The sequence below is a fragment of the Allorhizobium borbori genome, from assembly GCF_014196535.1.
GTDB classification, from domain to species: Bacteria; Pseudomonadota; Alphaproteobacteria; order Rhizobiales; family Rhizobiaceae; genus Ectorhizobium; species Ectorhizobium borbori.
The window spans coordinates 33,075-54,281 of the sequence record NZ_JACIDU010000010.1; the positions used below are offsets into that span (position 1 = coordinate 33,075).

A 21,207-nucleotide genomic window follows, 5' to 3' on the forward strand; every position below is an offset into this window, starting at 1 on the left:
GACATGACCATCAGGCAAGCCATGGTGCTGGCGGCGGGGCTTGGCACCCGCATGCGCCCGATCACCGACACGATCCCGAAGCCACTGGTGAAAATTGCCGGCAAGGCCATGGTGGATTACGCGCTCGACCTTCTGGAAGAAGGCGGCGTGACACGCGCGGTCGTCAATGTCCATTACCTCGCCGACCAGATGGAAGCGCATCTGAAGGCGCGTCACCACCCTGAAATCCTGATTTCCGATGAACGGGACCAGTTGCTCGATTCCGGCGGCGGCGCGAAGAAGGGCTTTCACCTGCTTGAGCCCGGCCCGGTTTTCATTATGAATTCCGACCTGTTCTGGGTCGATGCGCCGAATGTCCACGCCTCCAGCCTGACGCGGCTCGGGCAATTCTTCGATCCGCAAACCATGGATATGGCGCTGTTGTGCGTGCCGCTGGAGCGTACCACCGGCCATAACGGCAAGAAGGATTTCAGTCTTTCGCCGGATGGGCGCCTGACGCGCTACCGCGACGGCATGGAAAACCCGGTCGTCTATGCCGGCGCGATTGCCCTGACCACCGGCCTGCTGAACAATACGCCGGATGGGCCGTTCAGCCTGAACCGCATCTTCGACCGCGCCATCGAAGGCGGACGACTTTACGGTCTGATGCTGAACGGCGACTGGCTGACGGCTGGCACGCCGGAAGCCATTGGCGAAGCGGAAGCGAAACTGGCCGCCCTTGCTGCGGAGACGGCAGCGTGAGCGGCGGCTTTCGCCCGCGCGTCTATACCATCGCCGCCGGCACGCCCTTTCTCGCGACGGTGGCAAAGACATTATGTGATGGAACGCTGACGCCTGATTTCACCTATGACCCCACCGATCCGCTGTCGCTGGCGGGAGTGACGATCTTCGTGCCGACGCGGCGCGCGGCGCGATCGCTGCGCTCGGAATTCGTCGATCTGCTCGGCGGGCGCTCCGCCATTCTGCCGGTTATCCGACCACTCGGTGAAACGGAGGAGGAATCGGGCTTCTTCGACGAGGCGGCCCCGGCACTCATCGATCTCGCCGAACCACTGTCCGGTCCGGGACGTCTTCTGGAACTGTCGCGACTCATTCTGGCGTGGCGCAACCGCCTGCCGGAAGCGATCCGGGCGCTGCATTCCGGCTCGCCGCTGATTGCGCCGGCAAGCCCGGCGGACGCTATCTGGCTCGCTCGCGATCTCGCCGAACTGATCGACGCCATTGAAACCGAGGAGCGAGACTGGGCCGATCTCGACCATCTCAAGGTCGAGAACTATGCGGACTGGTGGAAGCTGACACTGGAATTCCTGAAGATCGCTGCCGAATGGTGGCCGGCGCGGCTTGGCGAACTGAGGCGCTCGTCCCCTTCCCGCCACGCGACGACGCTGCTCGACGCCGAGGCGCGACGGCTCGCAGGCCTGACCGGGGGCGGTCCCGTGATCGTCGCGGGCTCCACCGGTTCGGTACCGGCGGCAGCGCGGCTCATCGCCACCGTCGCGAAAATGCCCAATGGTACCGTCGTCCTGCCGGGCCTCGACACCGTGATGCCGGAGGACCACTGGCAGGAAATCGGCGCTTCGACCTTTTCCGCGCCCGTTTCGGATGCGGCGCGGCGCAGCCATCCGCAATACGGGCTTTACAAGCTTCTCGAAAAGCTGGGCGTGACGCGCGATGACGTGTTACCCCTGGCAACGGCACCGGAGGCCCTTGAGGCCCGCGCGACCATTCTCTCGCGGGCGCTCGGGCCCTCGCAGGCTACCGACGGCTGGATTGCATGGCGCAAATCCCTGCCGGATGCTGTGCTGGAAACGGCCTTTGCCGGTGTCTCCCTCATCGAGGCAGCGAACGAACGCGAGGAAGCGCTGGCGATTGCCATCGCGTTGCGACTCGCACTGGAAAAGCCGGGGCTCAACGGTGATGTCTCGCGCGCGGCGTTAATTACGCCGGATCGCAATCTGGCGCGGCGTGTCAGCGCCGAACTCGCGCGCTTCGGTATCGAGGCCGACGATTCCGCCGGTACGCCGCTGGCCGCCACGCATCAAGGTACGCTGATGACGCTTCTGCTGGAAGCCACGCTGCGCCCCGGCGACCCCGTGGCGATTGCGGCGCTGCTCGGCCATCCGCTGGCCCGTTTCGGTCTGGAGAAGGAGCATTACCGGACGGTGGCGGAAGCGCTGGAACTGACCGCGCTGCGCGGCGGGGTAGGCGAAACCGACATCAGCCAGCTCGAACCCCTGCTGACAGCCCGGTTGCCAGCTTTCAAACAGGCCGAAGACCGGGGCCATGCACCCCACTGGCGTCCGACCTCGACCGACCCCCTGCTGAAAGAAGCCGCGGACCTTGCCCGACGCATCGCAGCAGCAGTCGAACCACTGTCCAGCGTGTTCCTCAGCCGCCGGTCCGGTGGCGGCTTCACGCCGAACCTGCCGCTTGCCGAATGGGCGGAAAAGACCGGGCGGGCACTGGAAGCCGTCGCCATCGATGAAAAGGGCGATCTCGCAGCCCTCTGGTCCGGCGAAGCCGGTGAAAAGCTGACCGGCCTGCTCGGCGCGATCATGGACAATGACGGCGGCGTTGAGGCCGACGGGCCGCAATGGATCGACATTACCGCGGCGCTGATGGCGAGCGAGGCGGTGAAGCCCCGCGCCATGAGCCATCCGCGCGTCTTCATCTTCGGCACGCTGGAGGCCCGCCTTCAGGATGTCGACACGATGATCCTCGGCGGGTTGAACGAAGGCTCGTGGCCGGATCAGGCTTCCTCCAACCCGTTCATCTCCCGCAGCATGAAAAGCGAGATGGGGCTTGAGCCGCCGGAGCGGCGCATCGGCCAGCTTGCACACGATTTTGAGATGGCGAACGGCGTTGCCGACCTCATCTATTCCCGCGCGCTTCGGCAGGGTTCCGCCCCCACCGTTGCCTCCCGCTTCCTGCAAAGGCTGCTGGCGCTCGGCGGTGAGACCTTCGCGAAAACACTCCGCGCGCGGGGCGAACGCTATCGCGATTACGCCGCCGCCATCGACCGGGGCGAGAACCAGAAATCGGCCGGGCGCCCCTCGCCCACGCCGCCGGCAGACGTTCAGCCGAAGCGCTATTCCTTCTCCGAGGTCGGGCGGCTGCGGCGCGACCCCTATTCCGTCTATGCGCGGCGCGTGCTGAAACTCGATCCGCTCGATCCCTTCAACAGCGATCCGGGTGTCGCCCAGCGCGGCACACTCTACCACGCCGTTCTCGACCGCTTCGTGAAGGAAGGCCACAAGGCCGGTACACCGGCGGCACGCGCGGCGATGGAGCGGATCGTGGACGAGGCCTTTCTGGCGGAAAGCCTGCCGCCGCATATCGATGCCGTCTGGCGTCCGCGCTTCCGTGAGGTCGCGTCTGCCTTCCTCGACTGGGAAGCGAAACGACAGGGCGACATCGCGCGCAGCGAAACGGAAGTTCGCGCCAATATGGCGATCGAGCCGCTTGGCATCGCGCTGACCGGCAGCGCCGACCGTATTGATTTCCTGAAGGACGGAACGGCTGCGATCATCGATTACAAGACCGGTTCCAGCCCTTCGACCAAGCAGGCGCGAACCCTGCTGGAGCCGCAATTGCCTCTGGAGGCCGCAGCGCTTGAAGGCGGAGGCTTCAGGGGCCTGGCCCCGCAGAAAGCGGGCGAACTGCTTTACGTTCGGCTGCGTCCCGGCAACCGCTTCAGGCACGAGACCGTCAACAACGAAGGCGCGAAGGACGGCAAGTCAGCCGCCAGTCTCGGACAGGAGGCGCTGGAACAGTTCAGCCGCTTCGTCGCCGTACTTCAGAAGGGCGAACGCGGCTTCACCTCGCGGCTGGTGCCGTTCAAGCAGTTCGATTACGGCGGCGAATACGATCACCTTGCCCGCGTGGCGGAATGGTCGACCGCCGAAAGCGAGGAGGACGGCGACAATGCCGAATGAAGCGGTCCACGACCCCAAGGAATGGCTGAACCGCACCACCGAGCGCCAAAGCCTTGCCTCCGACCCCGCGCGCTCTGCCTGGGTGTCGGCCAATGCCGGTTCGGGCAAGACGCATGTGCTGACGCAGCGGGTGATCCGCCTGTTGCTTTCCGGCTGCCGGCCCTCGGCCATTCTCTGCCTGACCTATACCAAGGCGGCGGCCTCCGAAATGTCGAACCGCGTCTTCGCCCGGCTGGCCGAATGGGCGGTTCTGGACGAGACGGAACTGACCAAGCGCATCGAAACTATCGAGGGCGCCATGCCCGACGCCCTCAAGCTGGCGGAAGCGCGGCGTCTGTTCGCCCGCGCTCTGGAAACGCCGGGTGGACTAAAAATCCAGACCATTCATGCCTTCTGCGAGGCGCTGCTGCACCAGTTTCCGCTGGAAGCAAATGTGGCCGGGCATTTTTCTGTTCTGGACGACCGCGCTGCTGCGGCCCTTCTGTCCGATGCGCGCCGCTCGCTGCTGACGGCGACCACGAGCGAGGGGGACGACGATCTGGCGGAAGCCTTCGCGCTGGTGTTATCGCTGGCCGATGAAACCGGGCTTGAAACGCTGCTTTCCGACATCGTGGCCAGGCGGCAGGCGCTTTCCCGCTTCATCACCCACGCCACACTGAATGGCGGCATCGAGCCCGCCTTGCGGGATGGTTACGGCATCGATCCACTTGAGACGGAGGAAAGCGTAACCAAATTGCTCTGGCCGTTGCCGGGCCTCTCAGGCCCGATGCTGACGACCTATCTGGAGCTTGCCGACTCCAAGGGCAGCGACACCGTGAAGGGCATTGCCGCCGAGTTGAAGGCGGCGATTGCCGAAGCCGATCCGACCCTGCGGCTTGCCCGACTGGAAGGTGCGTTGCTGACCGCCAAGGGCGAAGCTAAATCGCCGAAAACACTGGTTGCCGCCGCCATGCGCAAGATCGATCCAAGCCTGGACGAAGCGGTAACGGAAGCGGCGGCGCATGTGATGGCCATCCGCGACCGGCTGAAGCTCTTCTCCATGCTGGAAGCGACCAAGGCGGCACTGACGCTGGCGGCCCGGCTGCTGGCCGATTACGAGGAACTGAAGAAGCGCCGCAGCCAGCTCGATTTCGAAGACCTGATTGCCCGCACCGCGACGCTTCTGACCCGGCAGGACATTGGCCCCTGGGTTCACTACAAGCTCGATCAGGGCATCGACCATATTCTGGTGGACGAGGCGCAGGATACGAGCCCGGTGCAATGGACGGTGATCCAGTCGCTGGCGGAGGATTTCTTTTCCGGCGAAAGCGCGCGCGGCCCGGCCTTGCGCACCATCTTTGCGGTGGGCGATGAAAAGCAGTCGATCTATTCCTTCCAGGGCGCGCGGCCCGAGCGCTTTTCCGCCGAGCGGCAGGCCACCGAAAAGCGGGTGATGGCCGGCGGGCTCGCCTTTTCCTCCATCAGCCTGCCCCTGTCGTTCCGTTCTACGCCGGATGTGCTGTCGGCCGTGGATGCGGTCTTTGCTGTCGAAACCAATGCCCAGGGCCTGAGCGCCAGCGGCGATGCGGTCGTCCATGCCTCCAACCGCACCGGCCATCCCGGCGCGGTCGATCTGTGGGACGCGATCCGCGCCGAAAAACGCGAGGACGATGAGGATTGGGTCGCCCCCTACGATTCGACGCCGGAAAGCCAGCCGCCGGCGGTTCTCGCCCGCCGCATCGCCCTCACTATCCGCGAAATGATCGGCCGCGAGACCGTGGTGGAAAAAGGCAAGGCGCGCTTCATCGAGCCCGGGGACATTCTCGTTCTGGTGCGCAAGCGCGACAGTTTCGTCAATGCGCTGACACGGGCGCTGAAGAACCTCAACAACATTCCCGTGGCCGGGGCCGACCGGCTGACGCTGACCGGCCATATCGCCGTGCAGGACCTGATGGCGCTCGGCCGCTTTCTTGTCAGCGAGCGTGACGACCTTTCTTTGGCGGCAGTGCTGAAAAGCCCGTTCCTCGACCTTGGCGAGGACGATCTGTTCGAACTGGCGGCGCGGCGCGAAGACGGCGAAACACTGTGGACGCGGCTGGCGGCGCAAGCCGAGGCCGGCGACGAACGGCTGGAAGCAGCGGTTGGCCTGCTGACACGGCTTTCCGGGATGGCGCGGAGCCTCAGCGTCCATGATTTCTATGCCCGGCTTCTGGGTGCGGGTGGCGGGCGGCGGAAATTCCTTGCCCGGCTCGGCAGCGAAGTCAGCGATATTCTCGATGAGTTCCTGACATTTGCCCTCGACCACGAGCAGGCCGGCCTGCCCGGTCTCGCCGCCTTCCTCGCCACGCTGGAAGCGGAAGCCCCGGTCGTCAAGCGCGAGCAGGACAAGGGCCGCAACGAAGTCCGGATCATGACGGTTCATGCCTCCAAGGGGCTGGAGGCACCGGTGGTGTTTCTGGTCGATGGCGGCTCGAAAGCATTCTCCCATTCCCATCTGCCGAAATTCCGGCTGATCGAGCGCGGCGAGGACGAACCGGCTCTTCCCGCCTGGGTACCGAACAGTTCCGTTTCAAACGGCATTGTCGGGGCCGATACCGAACGGGCGAAGAAGCTTACGGAAGAGGAATACCGCCGCCTGCTCTATGTCGGCATGACGCGTGCCGCCGACCGGCTGATTCTCTGCGGCTATTCCGGCACGCGGGAAAACAGCGATGTCTGGCATGCCATGGTGCGCTCGGCGCTCGCCGCCGACGGCGAGCGTTGTGAAGAAAAGACCTTTTCCCTGCCGGACGGTTCGCAATGGAGCGGGCTTTGCTGGCGCGCACCGGGGGCGAAATCCTTTGCGACGGAAGAGCGCTCCGAAGCAGCCGAGACCCGCGACACCGGCCTGCCGCCCGAACTCTTCCGTCCGTTGCCAGCGCAGCGCAGTCTGCCGCGTCCGTTGAGCCCTTCCGGGGCCGGGGCGATGGTCGATGACGGCGCGGATGATGCGATGGTCACCTCGCCGCTTTTCGGTGCGCAGAAAAAGCGTGGCGGGCTTTTCCTGCAGCGCGGCAAGCTGGCGCATCGCATGTTGCAGATTCTGCCGGACTTCCCGCCGTCCGAACGGGCCGCCGCCGCCCGGCGTTACGTATCGCGGGCAGCCCCCTTCTGGCCGGAGAGCGAGTGTGACGCACTGATTGCCTCCGTGCTTGGCATTCTCGGCAATCCGGAACTGGCCGGCCTGTTCAGGTCTTCCGCACGCGCCGAAACGGCGATCATGGGCACGATCCGGCTTGAGGGCCGCGATTTCGCGGTGTCCGGTCGCATCGACCGGATCGGCGACGATGGCGAATGTGTGTGCATCGCCGACTTCAAGACCAATCTCACCCCGCCCCGCGATATCGCTGGCGTTTCCTTCGCGCATCGGGCGCAGCTTGCCATTTATGCCGAGGTTCTGCGGCCGCTTTATCCCGGCCGCCGCATCGAATGCCTGCTCGTCTACACGCAGACGGGAACGGTCATTCGCTTGCCGGAACCGGTTCTGCAACAGGCCCTTGCCGCCCTCGCGGCAAAGTGAGATACGAAGTGTTGAAAATCCGCTTTGGGCACATCACATAATCTCTATCTCAAGATCATCCGAAGGAGAGGCCTATGGCCACCGTTGCTGTCAACAATGCCAACTTCAAAGCCGAAGTTCTGGAATCCAATGAACCCGTGGTCGTGGATTTCTGGGCCGAGTGGTGCGGCCCGTGCAAGATGATCGGCCCGAGCCTGGAGGAAATCTCCAAGGAACTCGCCGGCAAGGTGAAGATCGCCAAGCTGAACATCGATGAGAACCCCGAACTGGCTGCTCAGTTCGGCGTGCGCTCCATCCCGACGCTTGCCATCTTCAAGGCTGGTGAGGTCGTGGACATCTCCGTAGGCGCCAAGCCGAAGACCGCCCTTTCCGCCTGGATTTCGTCTGCCGCCTGATTGCCGACGATCGAATTGAACGAGAGCGCCGCGGGCAACCGTCGGCGCTCTTTTTATTTTGCATAGACCGCTACGATCGGGGCCGGCGAAACCGTGGTCGGCTGCTGGAAGGGATTGCCCTGCACCAGCACGATGGCTGCGGTGGGAGCAGCGGCGGCGGCAAACAGAAGAATGGCGACAAGCGCCGCACGCGGCTGTTCGACATGGACGGCGGCGACCGAGAGCATGGTCACGAGGCCGAGAAAGGCCATGCCGAGCCATTTCAGCGGATTGACGTGGGTCTGCGACAGAGCAATGCGCTGGTCACGGCTATCGCGTACTTCTCCCACCTGCACATGGACACGGGTGTGGACGGCAAGCCCCAACTGTTCGCCCACCTCCTTTTTCGACACGAGGATCAGCAGATTGTCGAGCCTCGCAGCCGTCCCCGGATCGGCCTGCCGATGTGAAAGCAGCGGCCATTCCGCCTCAACCGCCGAACGGGCGTAGTCCTCAACAGCGCGGTGTACCGCAGTACGTTCGGGCTCCGGCAGTTCCAGCGTCAGCGACAGGATCGCTTTCAGGCTGTCCGCCTCCCGGTAGACTGCATTGGTGGCGCGGTCATGGGCGCTCCAGGTGTCGTTGGCGAGGAAGGCAAGGGTCAGCGCGAACAGCGTGCCGATGATGTTGATGAAGGGCGGCGCCACGCCCTTGATCGAATGGAGAAAAGCGCGGTTCTTCTCGCTGAAGATGAAGGCGGACAACGCCCACGAAGCCACAAGCGTGCCAGCCAGAACAATGGCCGCCAGCCCGAAGTGATCATATGCCGCCCAGTCGAAACCTTGCATCGAAACGCCCCCGCGAATGCCCTTTCACGGTCTTCCCGCCCATGACGCTCCCTGTCAATGCGGCTTTTCAGACCGGCGGGGTGCCGTTATCGGCAAGCGCATTACCGGCGAGATAAAGCGAACCGCAGATCAGGATGCGCGGCGGGCGCTTGTCGGGATCGGAGGCGATCCTGCGGATCTCTTCCAGCGCCTCGATGAGACTGCCCATGGGTTGGCCGACGAGACCGGCATCATAGGCGGAACTCGCCAGAACCACGGGGTCCGTCATCGCCTCGGTACCGCGGATCGGCACCGCAAAGACCCGTTCCGCCAGTCCCTCGAAGGGCCGGAAATAGTTCAGCGAATCCTTGGTATTGATCATGCCCGTGACGAGATAGAGCGGCCGGGGGTGACGCTCCTCCAGCTCCGCCAACGCCTCGGCCATGACTTCCGCAGCACCCGGATTATGCCCGCCATCGATCCAGATTTCCGCACCCTTCGGCGCATGGGCAAGAAGCTTGCCTTCGGTGATACGCTGCATGCGCCCCGGCCACTCCACCGAAAGCATGGCGCGCTCGATCACCTCTTCGCTGAGCAGAAAACCGGCGGCCCGCACGGCACGGATGGCGGCGGCGGCATTGGCAAGCTGGTGGCGGCCCGGCAGCGCCGGCAGTGGCAGATCGGCCAGCCCCGTCTCGTCCTGATAGACCATCCGGCCATATTCCTCATGAGCGGAATAATCCTCGCCATAGGTCCAGAGCGGGCAGCGCAGACGTTCTGCCGTTGAAACGAGCACGTCGAGCGCCGCATCGAATTCCTGAAAGCCGATCACCGCCGGGCGGCCGCGCTTGAGGATACCGGCCTTTTCCGCGGCAATCAGTTCGACGCGATCGCCGAGAAAGGCCTGATGATCCATTGAGATCGGCATGATGACGGATACGGCCGGGTTTTCGATGACATTGGTGGCGTCATAGCGACCTCCGAGCCCCACTTCCAGAACGACGGCATCGGCCGGATGTTCGGCAAAGAGCACGAAGGTCGCCGCCGTGAGGATTTCGAACAGTGCGATGGGATGGCCATCATTGGCCTTTTCGATCCGCCGGAGAACCTCGACCAGAACGTCATCCTCGACATAGCGTCCGCGCTCGCCTTTCACGCCGAGGCGATAGCGCTCGTGCCAGTTGACGAGGTGTGGTGAAGTGTGGACGTGAACGGCGTAACCGGCGGCTTCGAGCAGCGCGCGGGAAAAGGCCGAGGCCGAGCCTTTGCCGTTGGTGCCGGCAATGTGGATGACCGGCGGCAATCTGCGCTCGGGATTTCCGAGCTTGTCGAGCAATGCCTTGATCCGCTCCAGCGACAGGTCCTGACGCTTGGGGTGAAGCGCCGTGAGGCGCTCGATTTCCTGTTCCGCCCGGCTGGTCGAAAGATGGGTCATCGTCGGCTTTCAAACAGACGGAAAGCGGGCGGCCCGAGTGAGCCCTTCCCGCTTTCCCGCATTCATTTCCTGTGCCCGATCAGGCAGCGGCCTTCGGCTCCGGCTGCTTCATCAGGATGGTGAGAACCCTGGCCAGCGTATCGGCCATATCGCGGCGATCAACCACCATGTCCACCATGCCGTGCTCCAGCAGGTATTCCGAGGTCTGGAAGCCCGGCGGCAGCTTTTCGCGGATCGTCTGCTCGATCACACGTTTGCCGGCGAAGCAGATTTCCGCACCCGGCTCCGCAATGTGCAGATCGCCCAGCATGGCGTAGGAGGCCGTGACGCCGCCCGTGGTCGGGTTGGTCAGCACGACGATGTAGGGGAGGCCAGCTTCCTTGAGAAGATCGACCATCACCGTGGTGCGTGGCATCTGCATCAGCGACAGAATGCCTTCCTGCATGCGGGCGCCACCCGAAGCCGGGAAGAGCACGAGCGGGCACTTTTCCGACAGCGCGCGTTCGAAAGCCTTCACGATGGCCTCACCTGCGGCCATGCCAAGCGAACCGCCCATGAAGGCGAATTCATGCACGACGGCCACGAGCTTGACGCCTTGCACGGTGCCGAGACCGGCAACGATGGTATCGTCCTGCTCGGTTTTGGTGCGGCTATCCTTGAGGCGATCCACATACTTCTTGGAATCGCGGAACTTCAGTGGATCGGTCGCGACCTTCGGCTGCTGGAAGGCTTCGTACTGGCCGCCGTCGAAGAGGTCGGCGAGACGGGCCTTGGCCGGCATCTTCATGTGATAGCCGGAGGATGGAATGACCCACTTGTTTTCTTCGAGATCCTTGTGGAAGACCATCTCGCCCGTTTCCGGGCATTTGATCCAGAGGTTCTCCGGAACGGTGCTCGGACGACCGAGCATGGAATTGATCTTCGGGCGGACGTAATTGGTAATCCAGTTCAAAGCGCATCACTCCCGTTGATGGACCTGCGCGGGCAGGCGATTTCTTGTTGTTACTCGGCAGCCACCGGACGCGCGGCGCGCACGCCACCGGCCAGTTCGCGCACCAGCGAGGTCGCGGCTTCCACCGTCTTGCCAGTCGCCTTGCCGTCTTCCGACAGGCTGCCGGCGATGCGGTTGACGATGGCCGTGCCAACCACGACACCATCAGCCGCCGCGCCGATGGCGCGGGCATGTTCGGCCGTCTTCACACCGAAACCGACACAGACCGGCAGATCCGTGTGGGCTTTGATGCGCGCCACGGCGGCGCCGATCAGAGACGGATCCGGCAGGGCCGAACCGGTAATGCCGTTCATCGAGACATAATAGACGAAACCGGAGGTGTTGGTGAGCACCTTCGGCAGACGCTTGTCATTCGTCGTCGGCGTGGCCAGGCGAATGAGGCTGATACCCTTCCTGAGCGCCGGAATGCAGAGTTCGTCATCCATTTCCGGCGGCAGGTCAACAACGATCAGCCCGTCGATACCGGCGGCATTGGCGTCATCGAGGAAGGTTTCGACACCGTAGATATAGATGGGATTGTAATACCCCATCAGCACGATCGGTGTGTCCTTGTCGGTCTGGCGGAAATCGGCGGCGAGCTTGAGGGTCTTTTTCAAGGTCTGTCCGCCGATCAGCGCCCGGTGACCGGCCATCTGGATGGCCGGGCCATCGGCCATCGGATCGGAGAAGGGCATGCCAAGCTCGATCACATCCGAACCGGCTTCCGGCAATGCCTTCATGATGGCGAGCGAGGTTTCGTAATCCGGATCGCCGCCCATGAAATAGGTGACGAGCGCCGGACGGCCTTCGGCCTTGAGCGCCGCGAAGCGCTTTTCCATGCGAGCGGTCATTGTTCGTTCACTCCCAAACCAAGAAGCCTGCCGACCGTGAAGATGTCCTTATCGCCACGACCGGAGAGGTTCATCAGAATGATTTCGTCCTTGCCCATCTTCGGCGCGCGCTTGATGACCTCAGCAATCGCGTGGCTGGGCTCAAGCGCCGGAATGATGCCCTCGAGGCGCGTCAGAAGCTGGAAGGCTTCCAGAGCCTCGTGGTCCATGATCGGCACATATTCAGCGCGGCCGGTATCGTTCAGCCATGCATGTTCCGGGCCAATGCCGGGATAATCGAGACCAGCGGAAATCGAGTGACCCTCGAAGATCTGGCCGTCACCATCCTGCAGCAGATAAGTGCGGTTGCCATGAAGAACACCGGGGCTTCCCGCAGTGATCGAGGCACAATGTTCCTGACCATCAAGGCCACGTCCGCCAGCTTCGACGCCGACGATCTTCACGTCCTTGTCGTCAAGGAACGGATGGAAAATGCCGATGGCGTTCGAACCGCCGCCGACGGCAGCCACCACCATATCCGGCAGCCTGCCTTCGGCTTCCAGCATCTGCGCCTTGGCTTCCTCGCCGATCACGGCCTGGAAATCGCGCACCATTTCCGGATAGGGATGCGGACCCGCAGCGGTGCCAATGAGGTAGTAGGTATCCTCGACATTGGTCACCCAATCGCGCATTGCCTCGTTCATGGCGTCCTTCAGCGTGCCATGACCGGCCGTCACCGGGCGCACTTCCGCGCCGAGCAGCTTCATGCGGAACACATTCGGCGCCTGCCGCTCGACATCGGTTGCCCCCATATAGACCACACAGGGCAGACCGAAGCGGGCCGCAACCGTGGCCGATGCCACGCCATGCTGGCCGGCACCGGTTTCGGCGATGATGCGGGTCTTGCCCATGCGCTTTGCCAGCAGGATCTGGCCGAGACAGTTGTTGATCTTGTGCGAACCGGTGTGGTTCAGCTCCTCGCGCTTGAAGTAGATCTTCGCGCCACCGAGATGTTCGGTCAGGCGTTCGGCGAAATAGAGCGGGCTGGGACGACCGGTGTAATGGCAGCCCAGATGGGCAAGCTCCGCCTTGAAGGCCGGATCGTCCTTGGCCTTTCGCCACTCTTCCTGCAGGTCCAGAATCAGCGGCATCAGGGTTTCCGCCACGAAGCGGCCACCATAGATACCGAAGCGTCCGTCTTCGTCCGGACCGGCGCGGAAAGAATTGGGTTCAGGCGTCTTGTTCACGTCTCATCACTCCGTTGAGAACGGTTGCTGGCGCCGGCTTTTTCGACTGCATCGAAAAATGCGTCGATCAGGCCGACATCCTTGATCCCCGGCGCGCTTTCCACACCGGAGGAAACATCGATGGCCCGCGCCCTGGTGAGCGCCAGCGCCTCGCCGACATTCTCCGCGTTGAGGCCACCGGAAAGCATGTAATTCACATCAGCGTCAAGCGACTGGAGGATGGTCCAGTCGAAGGAAACGCCGTTGCCACCGGGCAGGTCCGAGCCTTTCGGCGGCTTGGCGTCAAACAGGAAGCGATCGGCAATCCCTATATAAGGTTCAATGCGCTCCAGATCACTCGCCTCGCGCACCGAGAAGGCTTTTATGATCGGCAGGCCGTAAAGCGCCTTGAGCGTCAAAAGCCGCTCCGGGCTTTCGTTACCGTGAAGCTGGAGGTAATCCGGCTTTACCTGATCGACAATTTCATCGAGGTCGTCCGTATCCGCATCGACCGTTACAGCAACGATTTTCGCGTGGCCACGCACGCGATCCGCCAGTTCACCTGCGGCGGCTGGCTCGATGTTACGGGGGCTCTTGGGGAAGAAGATGAAGCCGATATGGGTCGCACCCCGGGCCACGGCCCGATCGACTGCCTCTTCCGACTTCAATCCGCAAATCTTGACGTCCGGTTTCATGGCAGCCGAAGTGACATGAAAAATCGATTGAGTCGAGTGAAATCGCACGCTTTTCCGCCCTGACCATGCTTTCACCGGGCATCCGATCCTCAGCCGGACAGATGCTCGATTTTTGCTGCGCAATTGCCCGCATACGAAAAATTTGCCCGTATTTCAGCCGAAATCGACGGCATGGAGGGCGTTGCCATTTTCCTTGAGCCAGGCCCTGGCGCTCGGTGTCTGCGGGCAAAGCCTTTCGCACAGCGCCCAGAAGTTCGGGCCGTGGTTCATCTCCTTCAGATGCGCGCACTCATGGGCGGCGAGATAGTCTATGATTTCCGGTGGTGCCATGACGATGCGCCAGGAGAAGCTGAGGGCGCCCGCGTGCGAACAGGAGCCCCAGCGGCTGCGCGTATCCTTCAGTGTCATGGACGCGATCCGGCGGCCAACACGGGCCGCATGCAGCGCAACGCGCGATTCCAGATCGCGGCGCGCCTCCTTCTTCAGAAAATCGACAACCCGGCGACCGAGATGCTCCGGCATGCCGCTAACCCGCAGTACGGGCTCACCATCGATCACCACGCTTTCGGTGACACCGCGCAGCTTTCCGGTGTGTTCAATGCGGTGGGGAACACCGCGCAGGGGTATGGAACCACCGTCGGCAACGCAAGCCGTGTCGCGTGTTTCCATGCGACCAATCCGTTCATCCAACCAAGCGCCATGCCGATCAAGAAAGGCATCGATTTCGTGGTGACGAAGCCCCGGCGGCACGGTCATCTTCAGCGCCTTGCCGCCCGGTTCGATGCGTAGCGTGATGCGCGTGGCGCGCCGGTTTTCGCGGATGGTCAGTGGTAGCGCCCGGCCAAGCACCTCCACGGTGCGGCCCTTTGGCGCGTCTTTCGCGCGGCCGGCCGGCCTCTTCTGCTTCAGAAATCCGAACATCGGGCATGGATAGCTGATTCGTGCCGGAGACCGTCAAGCAAAAGTCATCCGCCGCCGTGACAATTTTCGCGATGCGCGTTCACTTTGCAAACGCTGCATTCGACTCGCATGCTCTTGCCGTTACGATGAAGCAGCTTATGTTTAGCGGGTCGTCCCGTTTACAGGACACCGCGCGATGGTGATCGCCTCCCAAGCCCGTCGTGTCGAATGCCCTCCCCTTTCAGCCCCAGAGATGAGCACCATGACTGACACCAACCCCCGCCAGGCCGAGTATCCGGTCGATCCTCTGTTCCTGAACCGCTGGTCGCCGCGCGCCTTTACCGGCGAGAGTGTGCCAGAGAAGGATCTTCTGACCATTCTCGACGCCGCCCGCTGGGCGCCGTCCGCTTTCAATTCCCAGCCGTGGCGTTTCGTCTACGGCGTCAAGGGCACCCCGGCCTTCGACAAGCTGCTTGGCCTTCTGAACGACTTCAACCAGAGCTGGGCGAAGAATGCCGGCGCCATTGTGATTGTTCTGTCGAAAACTCACCTTTTGCCGCCGGGTGCAGCCGAAGAGGTTCCCTCCTACAGCCACACGCTGGACGCCGGCGCTGCCTGGGGAAGCGCCGCATTGCAGGCTACGCTGCTCGGCTATTCCGCCCACGGCGCCACGGGTATCCACCTCGACAAGGTTCACGAGACGCTGGACGTTCCGGAAGGCTACCGCGCGGAACTTGCCTTCGTCGTTGGGAAGCGCGGTGACAAGTCCATTCTTCCGGAAGGGCTCGCCGCCCGCGAAGTGCCGAGCCCGCGCAAACCGCTGGCCGAAATCGCCTTTGAGGGCAGCTTCAAAGGCTGAAACACAACGCCCTTCCGTCATGCTTAACAAAGTGTTTCACGTGAATCTGTGAAATCCAAGGCAAGCGGGAAGCGCGATTCACGTGAAACACAAAATGAAAAGTCCCGGAGGAGGTTTTCCACCGGGACTTTTTCTTTGTCGGATCGATAGCCGGAGTCAGATGTCGAGGTTCGCCACCGAGAGAGCGTTGTCCTGAATGAACTCGCGGCGCGGTTCCACTTCATCACCCATGAGGCGGGAAAAGAGGCCATCGGCATCGACGGCATCGGCCACCTTGACCTGAAGCAGCGAGCGGACGTTTGGATCAAGCGTCGTTTCCCAGAGCTGTTCAGCGTTCATTTCACCGAGACCCTTGTAGCGCTGCATGGAAAGACCCTTGCGGCCAGCCGCGAAGATCGCGTCCAGAAGCGCGCGCGGACCCGAGATTTCGGTCGTGCCATCCTTGCGGGCAAGGATCGGCGGCTTGGCGTAAATTTCCTTGAGACGCGGCGTGAGCTGGTCGATGTAGCGGGCGTCGGCGGATCCGATCAGCGCCATGTCGAGCGTCGCAACTTCGCGAACACCGCGCACTGTGCGCTCAAAACGCAGGCCGCCCTCCTTCGTCACGCTGCCGGTCCAGCCGCGCTCGGTTTCTTCCGAAATCAGGTCCAGACGGGTCGCGACTTCACCGGCAATCCGCTCGGCATCATCCTGACGTGTGGTCAGTTCGGGGTCGAGAGCACCGGAGATGGCGGCCTGCTCGACAATCGAGCGGCTGTAACGGGAATGGAGACCATCAATCAACGCACGCAGACGCAAAGCGTCATGAATGATCTCGCGCAGATCGGCACCGGCGCGCACTTCGCCGCTGCCGAGTTCCAGACGCGTATCTTCCGTGCCTTGCGCGATCAGATATTCTTCCAGCGCCTTTTCATCCTTGAGATACTGGATCGACTTGCCACGCGTCACCTTATAGAGCGGCGGCTGCGCGATATAGAGATGGCCGCGTTCGATGAGCGACGGCATCTGCCGGAAGAAGAAGGTGAGCAGGAGGGTGCGGATATGCGCGCCGTCCACGTCAGCATCGGTCATGATGATGATCTTGTGGTAACGCAGCTTGTCAGCGTTGAACTCGTCCTTGCCGATGGAGGTACCGAGTGCGGTGATCAGCGTGCCGATTTCCTGGCTCGACAGCATCTTGTCGAAGCGGGCGCGCTCCACGTTCAGGATCTTGCCGCGCAACGGCAGGATGGCCTGGCGTTCCCGCGAACGGCCCTGCTTGGCCGAGCCACCTGCCGAGTCACCCTCGACGAGGAAGAGTTCGGATTTGGCCGGATCGCGTTCGGAACAATCGGCCAGCTTGCCGGGCAGCGATGCGATGTCGAGCGCACCCTTGCGGCGTGTCAGCTCGCGGGCCTTGCGGGCCGCTTCGCGGGCAACGGCAGCTTCGACAACCTTGCCGACGAGAATCTTGGCTTCGGTCGGGTGTTCTTCAAGCCAGTTGGACAGCGCCTCGTTAACGAGGTTCTCGACAACGGGTCGCACTTCCGACGAGACAAGCTTGTCCTTGGTCTGCGAGGAGAACTTCGGGTCCGGAACCTTGACGGAGAGGACAGCGGTCAGGCCTTCGCGGCAATCGTCGCCGGTCAGCGAAACCTTCTCCTTCTTGATGATACCGGAGGTGTCGGCATAGGAGGTGATCTGACGAGTCAGCGCCCCGCGGAAGCCGGCCATATGCGTGCCGCCATCGCGCTGGGGAATGTTGTTGGTAAAGCACAACACGTTTTCATGGTAGCTGTCGTTCCACCACATGGCGACTTCAACGGTGATGCCATCCTTCTCGCCGATGATCGCCACGGGTGCGTCGACCAGCGGCTTCTTCGCACGGTCGAGATAGCGAACGAAAGCCTCCAGACCACCCTCGTAAAGCAATTCGTCCTGACGCACTTCCGACCGGCGCTTGTCTGTCAACAGAATACGGACACCGGAGTTCAGGAAGGCCAGTTCGCGCAACCGGTGCTCCAGCGTGGCATAATCGAACTCGATATGGGTGAAGGTTTCCGGGCTCGGCTGGAAGGTCACTTCCGTACCGGAACGACCTTCATACTCGCCGGTCACTGCCAGCGGCGCATCGGCGACACCGTGGGTGAACTTCATCTCGTGAACCTTGCCGGAACGACGGATCTTGAGCTTCAACCAGATCGACAGCGCATTCACGACCGAGACACCCACGCCGTGAAGACCGCCAGACACCTTGTAGGAGTTCTGGTCGAACTTACCGCCGGCATGAAGCTGGGTCATGATGACTTCGGCAGCCGAAACCCCTTCGGACGAGTGAATGTCCGTGGGAATGCCGCGACCGTTGTCCGTTACGGTGACGGAGCCATCGGCATTCAACGTCACGGTCACGATATCGGCATGGCCGGCAAGCGCCTCGTCAATCGCGTTGTCCACGACTTCGTAAACCATGTGGTGGAGGCCCGAACCGTCGTCGGTGTCGCCGATATACATGCCCGGCCGCTTGCGTACGGCGTCAAGGCCCTTCAGGACCTTGATGGAATCGGCACCATATTCGGCACTCGCGCCGTTGTCAGTCACGGGTGTGTCGCTCATCGATGATCTTTCCAGTGTTTTCAAAATCGCGCACGGTGAAACGAATCACCGGCAATTCCGCTAGGAATTAACTACAGGTTTTTTACCGCAAGGTCCAAACGCATGACCCCGGAAGCGGCATAAAACAGGGGATTAAACGCCCTTGTAGCGCTTTGCCTCCGCCTTTTCCAGCACGGCGGCGATCTCCTCCACGATCTCCGGCGAAAGCTCGCGAAAATCGCGGGCCAGGCGGTTGGCCAGCGCGGTGTAGGGAGCCGGCAAACCGGCCGTATCGAGCGTCACCCGCGGATCGGATGCGGATGCAATGCTGAACAGTTCCTCGGCCTCATCCCAGATGACATTGAAATAACCGGCGACGCGCTGGAGAAAATTGAAGCTTGGCGTTCCACGCCGGCCATGTTCGAGCGCCGAAAGATAGGCCGCGGATACACCAATGGCCTCAGCCATCTGCTTTTGCGTCACGCCGCGTTCTTCCCGCAGGCGCCTTATCGTTTCACCGAAGGGTGTGGTCATGACCTGTCCCCGCGTTGCCGTGACAGACGCACATAAAAGGCTCCCTCGCCGCCATGGTTGCGCGCCGCCGGCTCATAGGACGAGATAAAGAAGCGGAACTCGGGCTTGGAAAACCACAGCGGCACCGCCCGCTTCAAGGCGCCTTCGCTGCCCATGGACGAGCCCTTGCCGGTGATGACGAGAACATGCCGCAAGCCGCGTTCGTGCGCCCGGATGATGAAATCGAGCAAAACGGTATGGGCTTCGCTCTGGAACATGCCGTGCAGATCGATCCGCGCCTCAAGCGCCAGTGCGCCACGCGACAGCTTGCGCTTGACCGGCTTTTCCAGCGGATAATGGCAATGCTTCGCCGGATTCTTTCCGTCCTTATCCGGATTCACCAGCGATTCAGCCGATCCTTGTCCGACTTTCTTTATTGTCGGAGGCTCCGGTTCAACCGGCGCGGGCTCAAGATAGCTTTCCTCGAACTTCAAAAGGTCTTCCATGCGTCCTGCCAAGGGGCGCACGGTTCTGGCAATCTTGCCCCAGAGGACCCGTTCATCCGTGTCGAGGTCGCGTTTGCCCTTGCGTGCCATCAGCGGAACCTTTCCGCTGCACCATTCGGGATGAGGATGACGAAATCCGCTGCGTTGCGGATGGTTCCGGCCTGGTTACCGGCTTCAAAGCCGGAGCCGGTAAAGATATCGCCCCGCGCCGGCCCAACGATGGCTGTTCCGGTATCGAGCGCCAGAACGAGCCGCCGGAACGGCTGCCCTTTATCAAGATGCGTCAAGGTTTGAGAGGAAACAAAGAAGGGGCAGCCGAAGGTGTGGATCAACCGGTCCACCGCCAGCGACCGGCCGGCAATCAGCGGCACCTTGGCGGCGGCAATCGGTCCCTTCGCCAAACCTTCGACCTCCGCCTCGCGGAAGAAGATGTAGGACCGGTTCTGCCAGAGGATCTCGTCCACCCGGTCAGGATGCTCGGCGAGCCAAGCCCGGATCGTCTGCATGGAAATGGTCGCAAGGTCCAGTTCACCGTGATCGACCAGATAGCGACCGATCCCTGAAAAGGGGTGTCCGGCCTTGGCGGAATAAGTGATACGCCGGACGCTTCCATCGGGATAGACCAGACGGGCCGCCCCCTGTACATGTGCAAAGAACACATCCACCTTCGATTTCGCCCAGGCGATTTCGAGGCCGCGTCCTTCAAGCGCACCCCGATCAATCTCACCGCGATCCGCATAAAAGCCGATGGAGCCGTCCGGCTTTTTCAGGCCGAAGCGATAGTCCGCGTCCATTTCCGCCGGGCGATTATCGTCATCGACATCCACGAGATCGTCGGGGCGACGATAGAAGGGGTAGCGCCAGGCTGCATCCGGCGTAGCGGAAACCTCGACCTCCGGCTCATAAAAACCGGTGACGAAACCACGGGCGGCGGCATGGGGAACGATGCGGAAGGGCTGACAATGGGTCTCGAAGAACGCGCGCGCCTCTGCCGCACTCCGCGGTGCGGCTTCAGTGGCCGCGCCCAATAGCGGCAGCAAGTCTGCCGCCGTAACGCCAAGAGAACCGGTTCGGTAAGGCTTGGCGTTTTGAAGATGGTCCAGCACATCCTTCAACGCCGGGAAGAGCGGCGAAGGGTCATCCTCCGCCCAGCCCTCCAGCCCGGAGAAAGAAAGAGCTTCCAGGTGAAAGGGTCCGGGCGAGGCGCTCATTGTTCGGATTCGGTCGCGATCAGTTTCCAGTTCGGATCGCGCGAACGACTGTCACGCGCGAACGTCCAGAGGTCGTTGACATCGGAGACGTTCTCCGCGTCGCCGTCAATAATCTTGCCGTCCTTGTCGAAGGTAGCGGAAATGAGCTGGCTCAAAATGCGAACGGTGATCTGGACTTCGCTGTCCTTCACCGAGGCCTGAACGATCTCTGCCTTCTCGATACCGACAAAGGTGGACTTCATGGTCTCGCCGGCTTTTTCGCGCTCGGTGATCGCCACATTGAAACCGTCGAACACGTCCTTGGAGAGAAGTCCTTTCAGCGCCTTGCGATCGCCATCGGCAAAGGCGACGACGATCATCTCGTAGGCCATGCGGGCGCCATTCAGGAATTCCTTCGGCTCGAAGGTCTGGTCAGCGCGAAGCACCGTGCGAAGCTGCTCGTTGAGATCGCCGCCAACCGGAGCATAGGCGTCGATCGCACTGAAGCTGTCTTCGCCATCCTGACCGTTGCGGCGTGGAATTGTCACGACCTTGCCGTCTTCCGTCGGGGCTTTGGCCTCGTCCCTCGCGCTGAAAGGATCGAACGGCGGCTTTTCGTTTCCGGTCCGGCGACCGAGAACGGACCGGAGCTGGATGAAGATCAGCACCGCCGCCACAACGAAAAACAAGGTAATGAAGTCGTTCGATCCCATCTTATTCCGCAATCGCTGTTAATTTCATTCTTTGTACCCATATAATCAGCATCGGCCCGGCATTCAAACTGCCAAGGGCGGAATCATTACGGAATCCGGTCACT

Annotated in this window: 17 protein-coding genes; 5 read left to right on the forward strand and 12 right to left on the reverse strand. The window is 62.3% G+C overall.

Going from position 1 to position 21,207, the window contains the following annotated elements:
• Positions 1–3 precede the first annotated feature (3 nt).
• The 4 genes from GGQ66_RS13110 (at position 4) to trxA (ending at position 7,868) form a co-directional block, all read left to right on the forward strand.
• On the forward strand, positions 4–741 hold the full coding sequence (locus GGQ66_RS13110) for a nucleotidyltransferase family protein (RefSeq protein WP_183793173.1): 738 nt from the start codon (positions 4–6) through the stop codon (positions 739–741).
• Positions 738–3,935 carry a double-strand break repair protein AddB gene (addB, locus tag GGQ66_RS13115; RefSeq protein WP_183793174.1) on the forward strand — a complete coding sequence of 1,066 codons (3,198 nt, stop codon included), beginning with the start codon at positions 738–740 and terminating at the stop codon, positions 3,933–3,935. Before GGQ66_RS13110 ends, addB begins: the two co-directional genes overlap by 4 nt.
• A complete protein-coding gene (gene addA / locus GGQ66_RS13120; protein WP_183793175.1) occupies positions 3,925–7,473 on the forward strand; it encodes a double-strand break repair helicase AddA in 3,549 nt (1,182 codons plus the stop codon). Before addB ends, addA begins: the two co-directional genes overlap by 11 nt.
• 74 nt (positions 7,474–7,547) lie before the next feature.
• Positions 7,548–7,868: a thioredoxin gene (gene trxA / locus GGQ66_RS13125; RefSeq protein WP_183793176.1), complete on the forward strand. Its 321-nt coding sequence runs from the start codon at positions 7,548–7,550 to the stop codon at positions 7,866–7,868.
• 53 nt (positions 7,869–7,921) lie between these two features.
• Here trxA and GGQ66_RS13130 read toward each other — a convergent pair whose 3' ends face one another.
• The 7 genes from GGQ66_RS13130 to GGQ66_RS13160 form a co-directional block, all read right to left on the reverse strand.
• Positions 7,922–8,695: a bestrophin-like domain gene (locus GGQ66_RS13130; RefSeq protein ID WP_183793177.1), complete on the reverse strand. Its 774-nt coding sequence runs from the start codon at positions 8,693–8,695 to the stop codon at positions 7,922–7,924.
• Between the two features lie 67 nt (positions 8,696–8,762).
• On the reverse strand, positions 8,763–10,109 hold the full coding sequence (locus GGQ66_RS13135; protein ID WP_183793178.1) for a bifunctional folylpolyglutamate synthase/dihydrofolate synthase: 1,347 nt from the start codon (positions 10,107–10,109) through the stop codon (positions 8,763–8,765).
• A gap of 79 nt (positions 10,110–10,188) precedes the next feature.
• Positions 10,189–11,061 (reverse strand): acetyl-CoA carboxylase, carboxyltransferase subunit beta, encoded by an 873-nt coding sequence (accD, locus tag GGQ66_RS13140; RefSeq protein ID WP_183793179.1) that lies wholly within the window; start codon positions 11,059–11,061, stop codon positions 10,189–10,191.
• Positions 11,062–11,111: 50 nt separating this feature from the next.
• Positions 11,112–11,951: a tryptophan synthase subunit alpha gene (gene trpA / locus GGQ66_RS13145; RefSeq protein ID WP_183793180.1), complete on the reverse strand. Its 840-nt coding sequence runs from the start codon at positions 11,949–11,951 to the stop codon at positions 11,112–11,114.
• A complete protein-coding gene (gene trpB, locus GGQ66_RS13150; RefSeq protein ID WP_183793181.1) occupies positions 11,948–13,177 on the reverse strand; it encodes a tryptophan synthase subunit beta in 1,230 nt (409 codons plus the stop codon). Before trpB ends, trpA begins: the two co-directional genes overlap by 4 nt.
• Positions 13,174–13,851, reverse strand: a complete 678-nt coding sequence (locus GGQ66_RS13155) for a phosphoribosylanthranilate isomerase (protein ID WP_183793182.1) — start codon at positions 13,849–13,851, stop codon at positions 13,174–13,176. Before GGQ66_RS13155 ends, trpB begins: the two co-directional genes overlap by 4 nt.
• A gap of 153 nt (positions 13,852–14,004) precedes the next feature.
• On the reverse strand, positions 14,005–14,772 hold the full coding sequence (locus GGQ66_RS13160) for a M48 family metallopeptidase (protein ID WP_183793183.1): 768 nt from the start codon (positions 14,770–14,772) through the stop codon (positions 14,005–14,007).
• A gap of 241 nt (positions 14,773–15,013) precedes the next feature.
• On the opposite strand from GGQ66_RS13160, the gene GGQ66_RS13165 reads away from it, so the two are divergent.
• On the forward strand, positions 15,014–15,610 hold the full coding sequence (locus tag GGQ66_RS13165) for a nitroreductase family protein (protein WP_183793184.1): 597 nt from the start codon (positions 15,014–15,016) through the stop codon (positions 15,608–15,610).
• A gap of 156 nt (positions 15,611–15,766) precedes the next feature.
• On the opposite strand, the gene gyrB is transcribed toward GGQ66_RS13165, so the two are convergent.
• The 5 genes from gyrB to GGQ66_RS13190 all read right to left on the reverse strand — a co-directional run bounded on the left by gyrB (position 15,767) and on the right by GGQ66_RS13190 (position 21,103).
• The gene (gyrB, locus tag GGQ66_RS13170; RefSeq protein WP_183793185.1) at positions 15,767–18,202 is read right to left on the reverse strand and encodes a DNA topoisomerase (ATP-hydrolyzing) subunit B; all 2,436 of its coding nucleotides are present in this window, start codon (positions 18,200–18,202) and stop codon (positions 15,767–15,769) included.
• Positions 18,203–18,334: 132 nt separating this feature from the next.
• Positions 18,335–18,715 (reverse strand): helix-turn-helix domain-containing protein, encoded by a 381-nt coding sequence (locus GGQ66_RS13175; protein WP_183793186.1) that lies wholly within the window; start codon positions 18,713–18,715, stop codon positions 18,335–18,337.
• The gene (locus GGQ66_RS13180) at positions 18,712–19,290 is read right to left on the reverse strand and encodes a Smr/MutS family protein (RefSeq protein WP_183793187.1); all 579 of its coding nucleotides are present in this window, start codon (positions 19,288–19,290) and stop codon (positions 18,712–18,714) included. Before GGQ66_RS13180 ends, GGQ66_RS13175 begins: the two co-directional genes overlap by 4 nt.
• Positions 19,290–20,411, reverse strand: coding sequence for a murein transglycosylase A (gene mltA, locus GGQ66_RS13185; protein WP_183793188.1), 1,122 nt, complete (start codon positions 20,409–20,411; stop codon positions 19,290–19,292). The genes GGQ66_RS13180 and mltA overlap by 1 nt, the downstream gene beginning before the upstream one ends.
• Positions 20,408–21,103, reverse strand: a complete 696-nt coding sequence (locus GGQ66_RS13190; protein WP_183793189.1) for a Tim44/TimA family putative adaptor protein — start codon at positions 21,101–21,103, stop codon at positions 20,408–20,410. The genes mltA and GGQ66_RS13190 overlap by 4 nt, the downstream gene beginning before the upstream one ends.
• Positions 21,104–21,207: the final 104 nt, after the last annotated feature.

Coding starts and splice junctions, on each gene's coding strand:
- GGQ66_RS13110 (WP_183793173.1), top strand. CDS start 4: ATGACCATCAGGCAAGCCATGGTGCTGGCGGCGGGGCTTGGCACCCGC.
- addA (WP_183793175.1), top strand. CDS start 3,925: ATGCCGAATGAAGCGGTCCACGACCCCAAGGAATGGCTGAACCGCACC.
- trxA (WP_183793176.1), top strand. CDS start 7,548: ATGGCCACCGTTGCTGTCAACAATGCCAACTTCAAAGCCGAAGTTCTG.
- GGQ66_RS13130 (WP_183793177.1), bottom strand. CDS start 8,695: ATGCAAGGTTTCGACTGGGCGGCATATGATCACTTCGGGCTGGCGGCC.
- GGQ66_RS13135 (WP_183793178.1), bottom strand. CDS start 10,109: ATGACCCATCTTTCGACCAGCCGGGCGGAACAGGAAATCGAGCGCCTC.
- trpA (WP_183793180.1), bottom strand. CDS start 11,951: ATGACCGCTCGCATGGAAAAGCGCTTCGCGGCGCTCAAGGCCGAAGGC.
- GGQ66_RS13155 (WP_183793182.1), bottom strand. CDS start 13,851: ATGAAACCGGACGTCAAGATTTGCGGATTGAAGTCGGAAGAGGCAGTC.
- GGQ66_RS13160 (WP_183793183.1), bottom strand. CDS start 14,772: ATGTTCGGATTTCTGAAGCAGAAGAGGCCGGCCGGCCGCGCGAAAGAC.
- GGQ66_RS13165 (WP_183793184.1), top strand. CDS start 15,014: ATGACTGACACCAACCCCCGCCAGGCCGAGTATCCGGTCGATCCTCTG.
- gyrB (WP_183793185.1), bottom strand. CDS start 18,202: ATGAGCGACACACCCGTGACTGACAACGGCGCGAGTGCCGAATATGGT.
- GGQ66_RS13175 (WP_183793186.1), bottom strand. CDS start 18,715: ATGACCACACCCTTCGGTGAAACGATAAGGCGCCTGCGGGAAGAACGC.
- GGQ66_RS13180 (WP_183793187.1), bottom strand. CDS start 19,290: ATGGCACGCAAGGGCAAACGCGACCTCGACACGGATGAACGGGTCCTC.
- mltA (WP_183793188.1), bottom strand. CDS start 20,411: ATGAGCGCCTCGCCCGGACCCTTTCACCTGGAAGCTCTTTCTTTCTCC.
- GGQ66_RS13190 (WP_183793189.1), bottom strand. CDS start 21,103: ATGGGATCGAACGACTTCATTACCTTGTTTTTCGTTGTGGCGGCGGTG.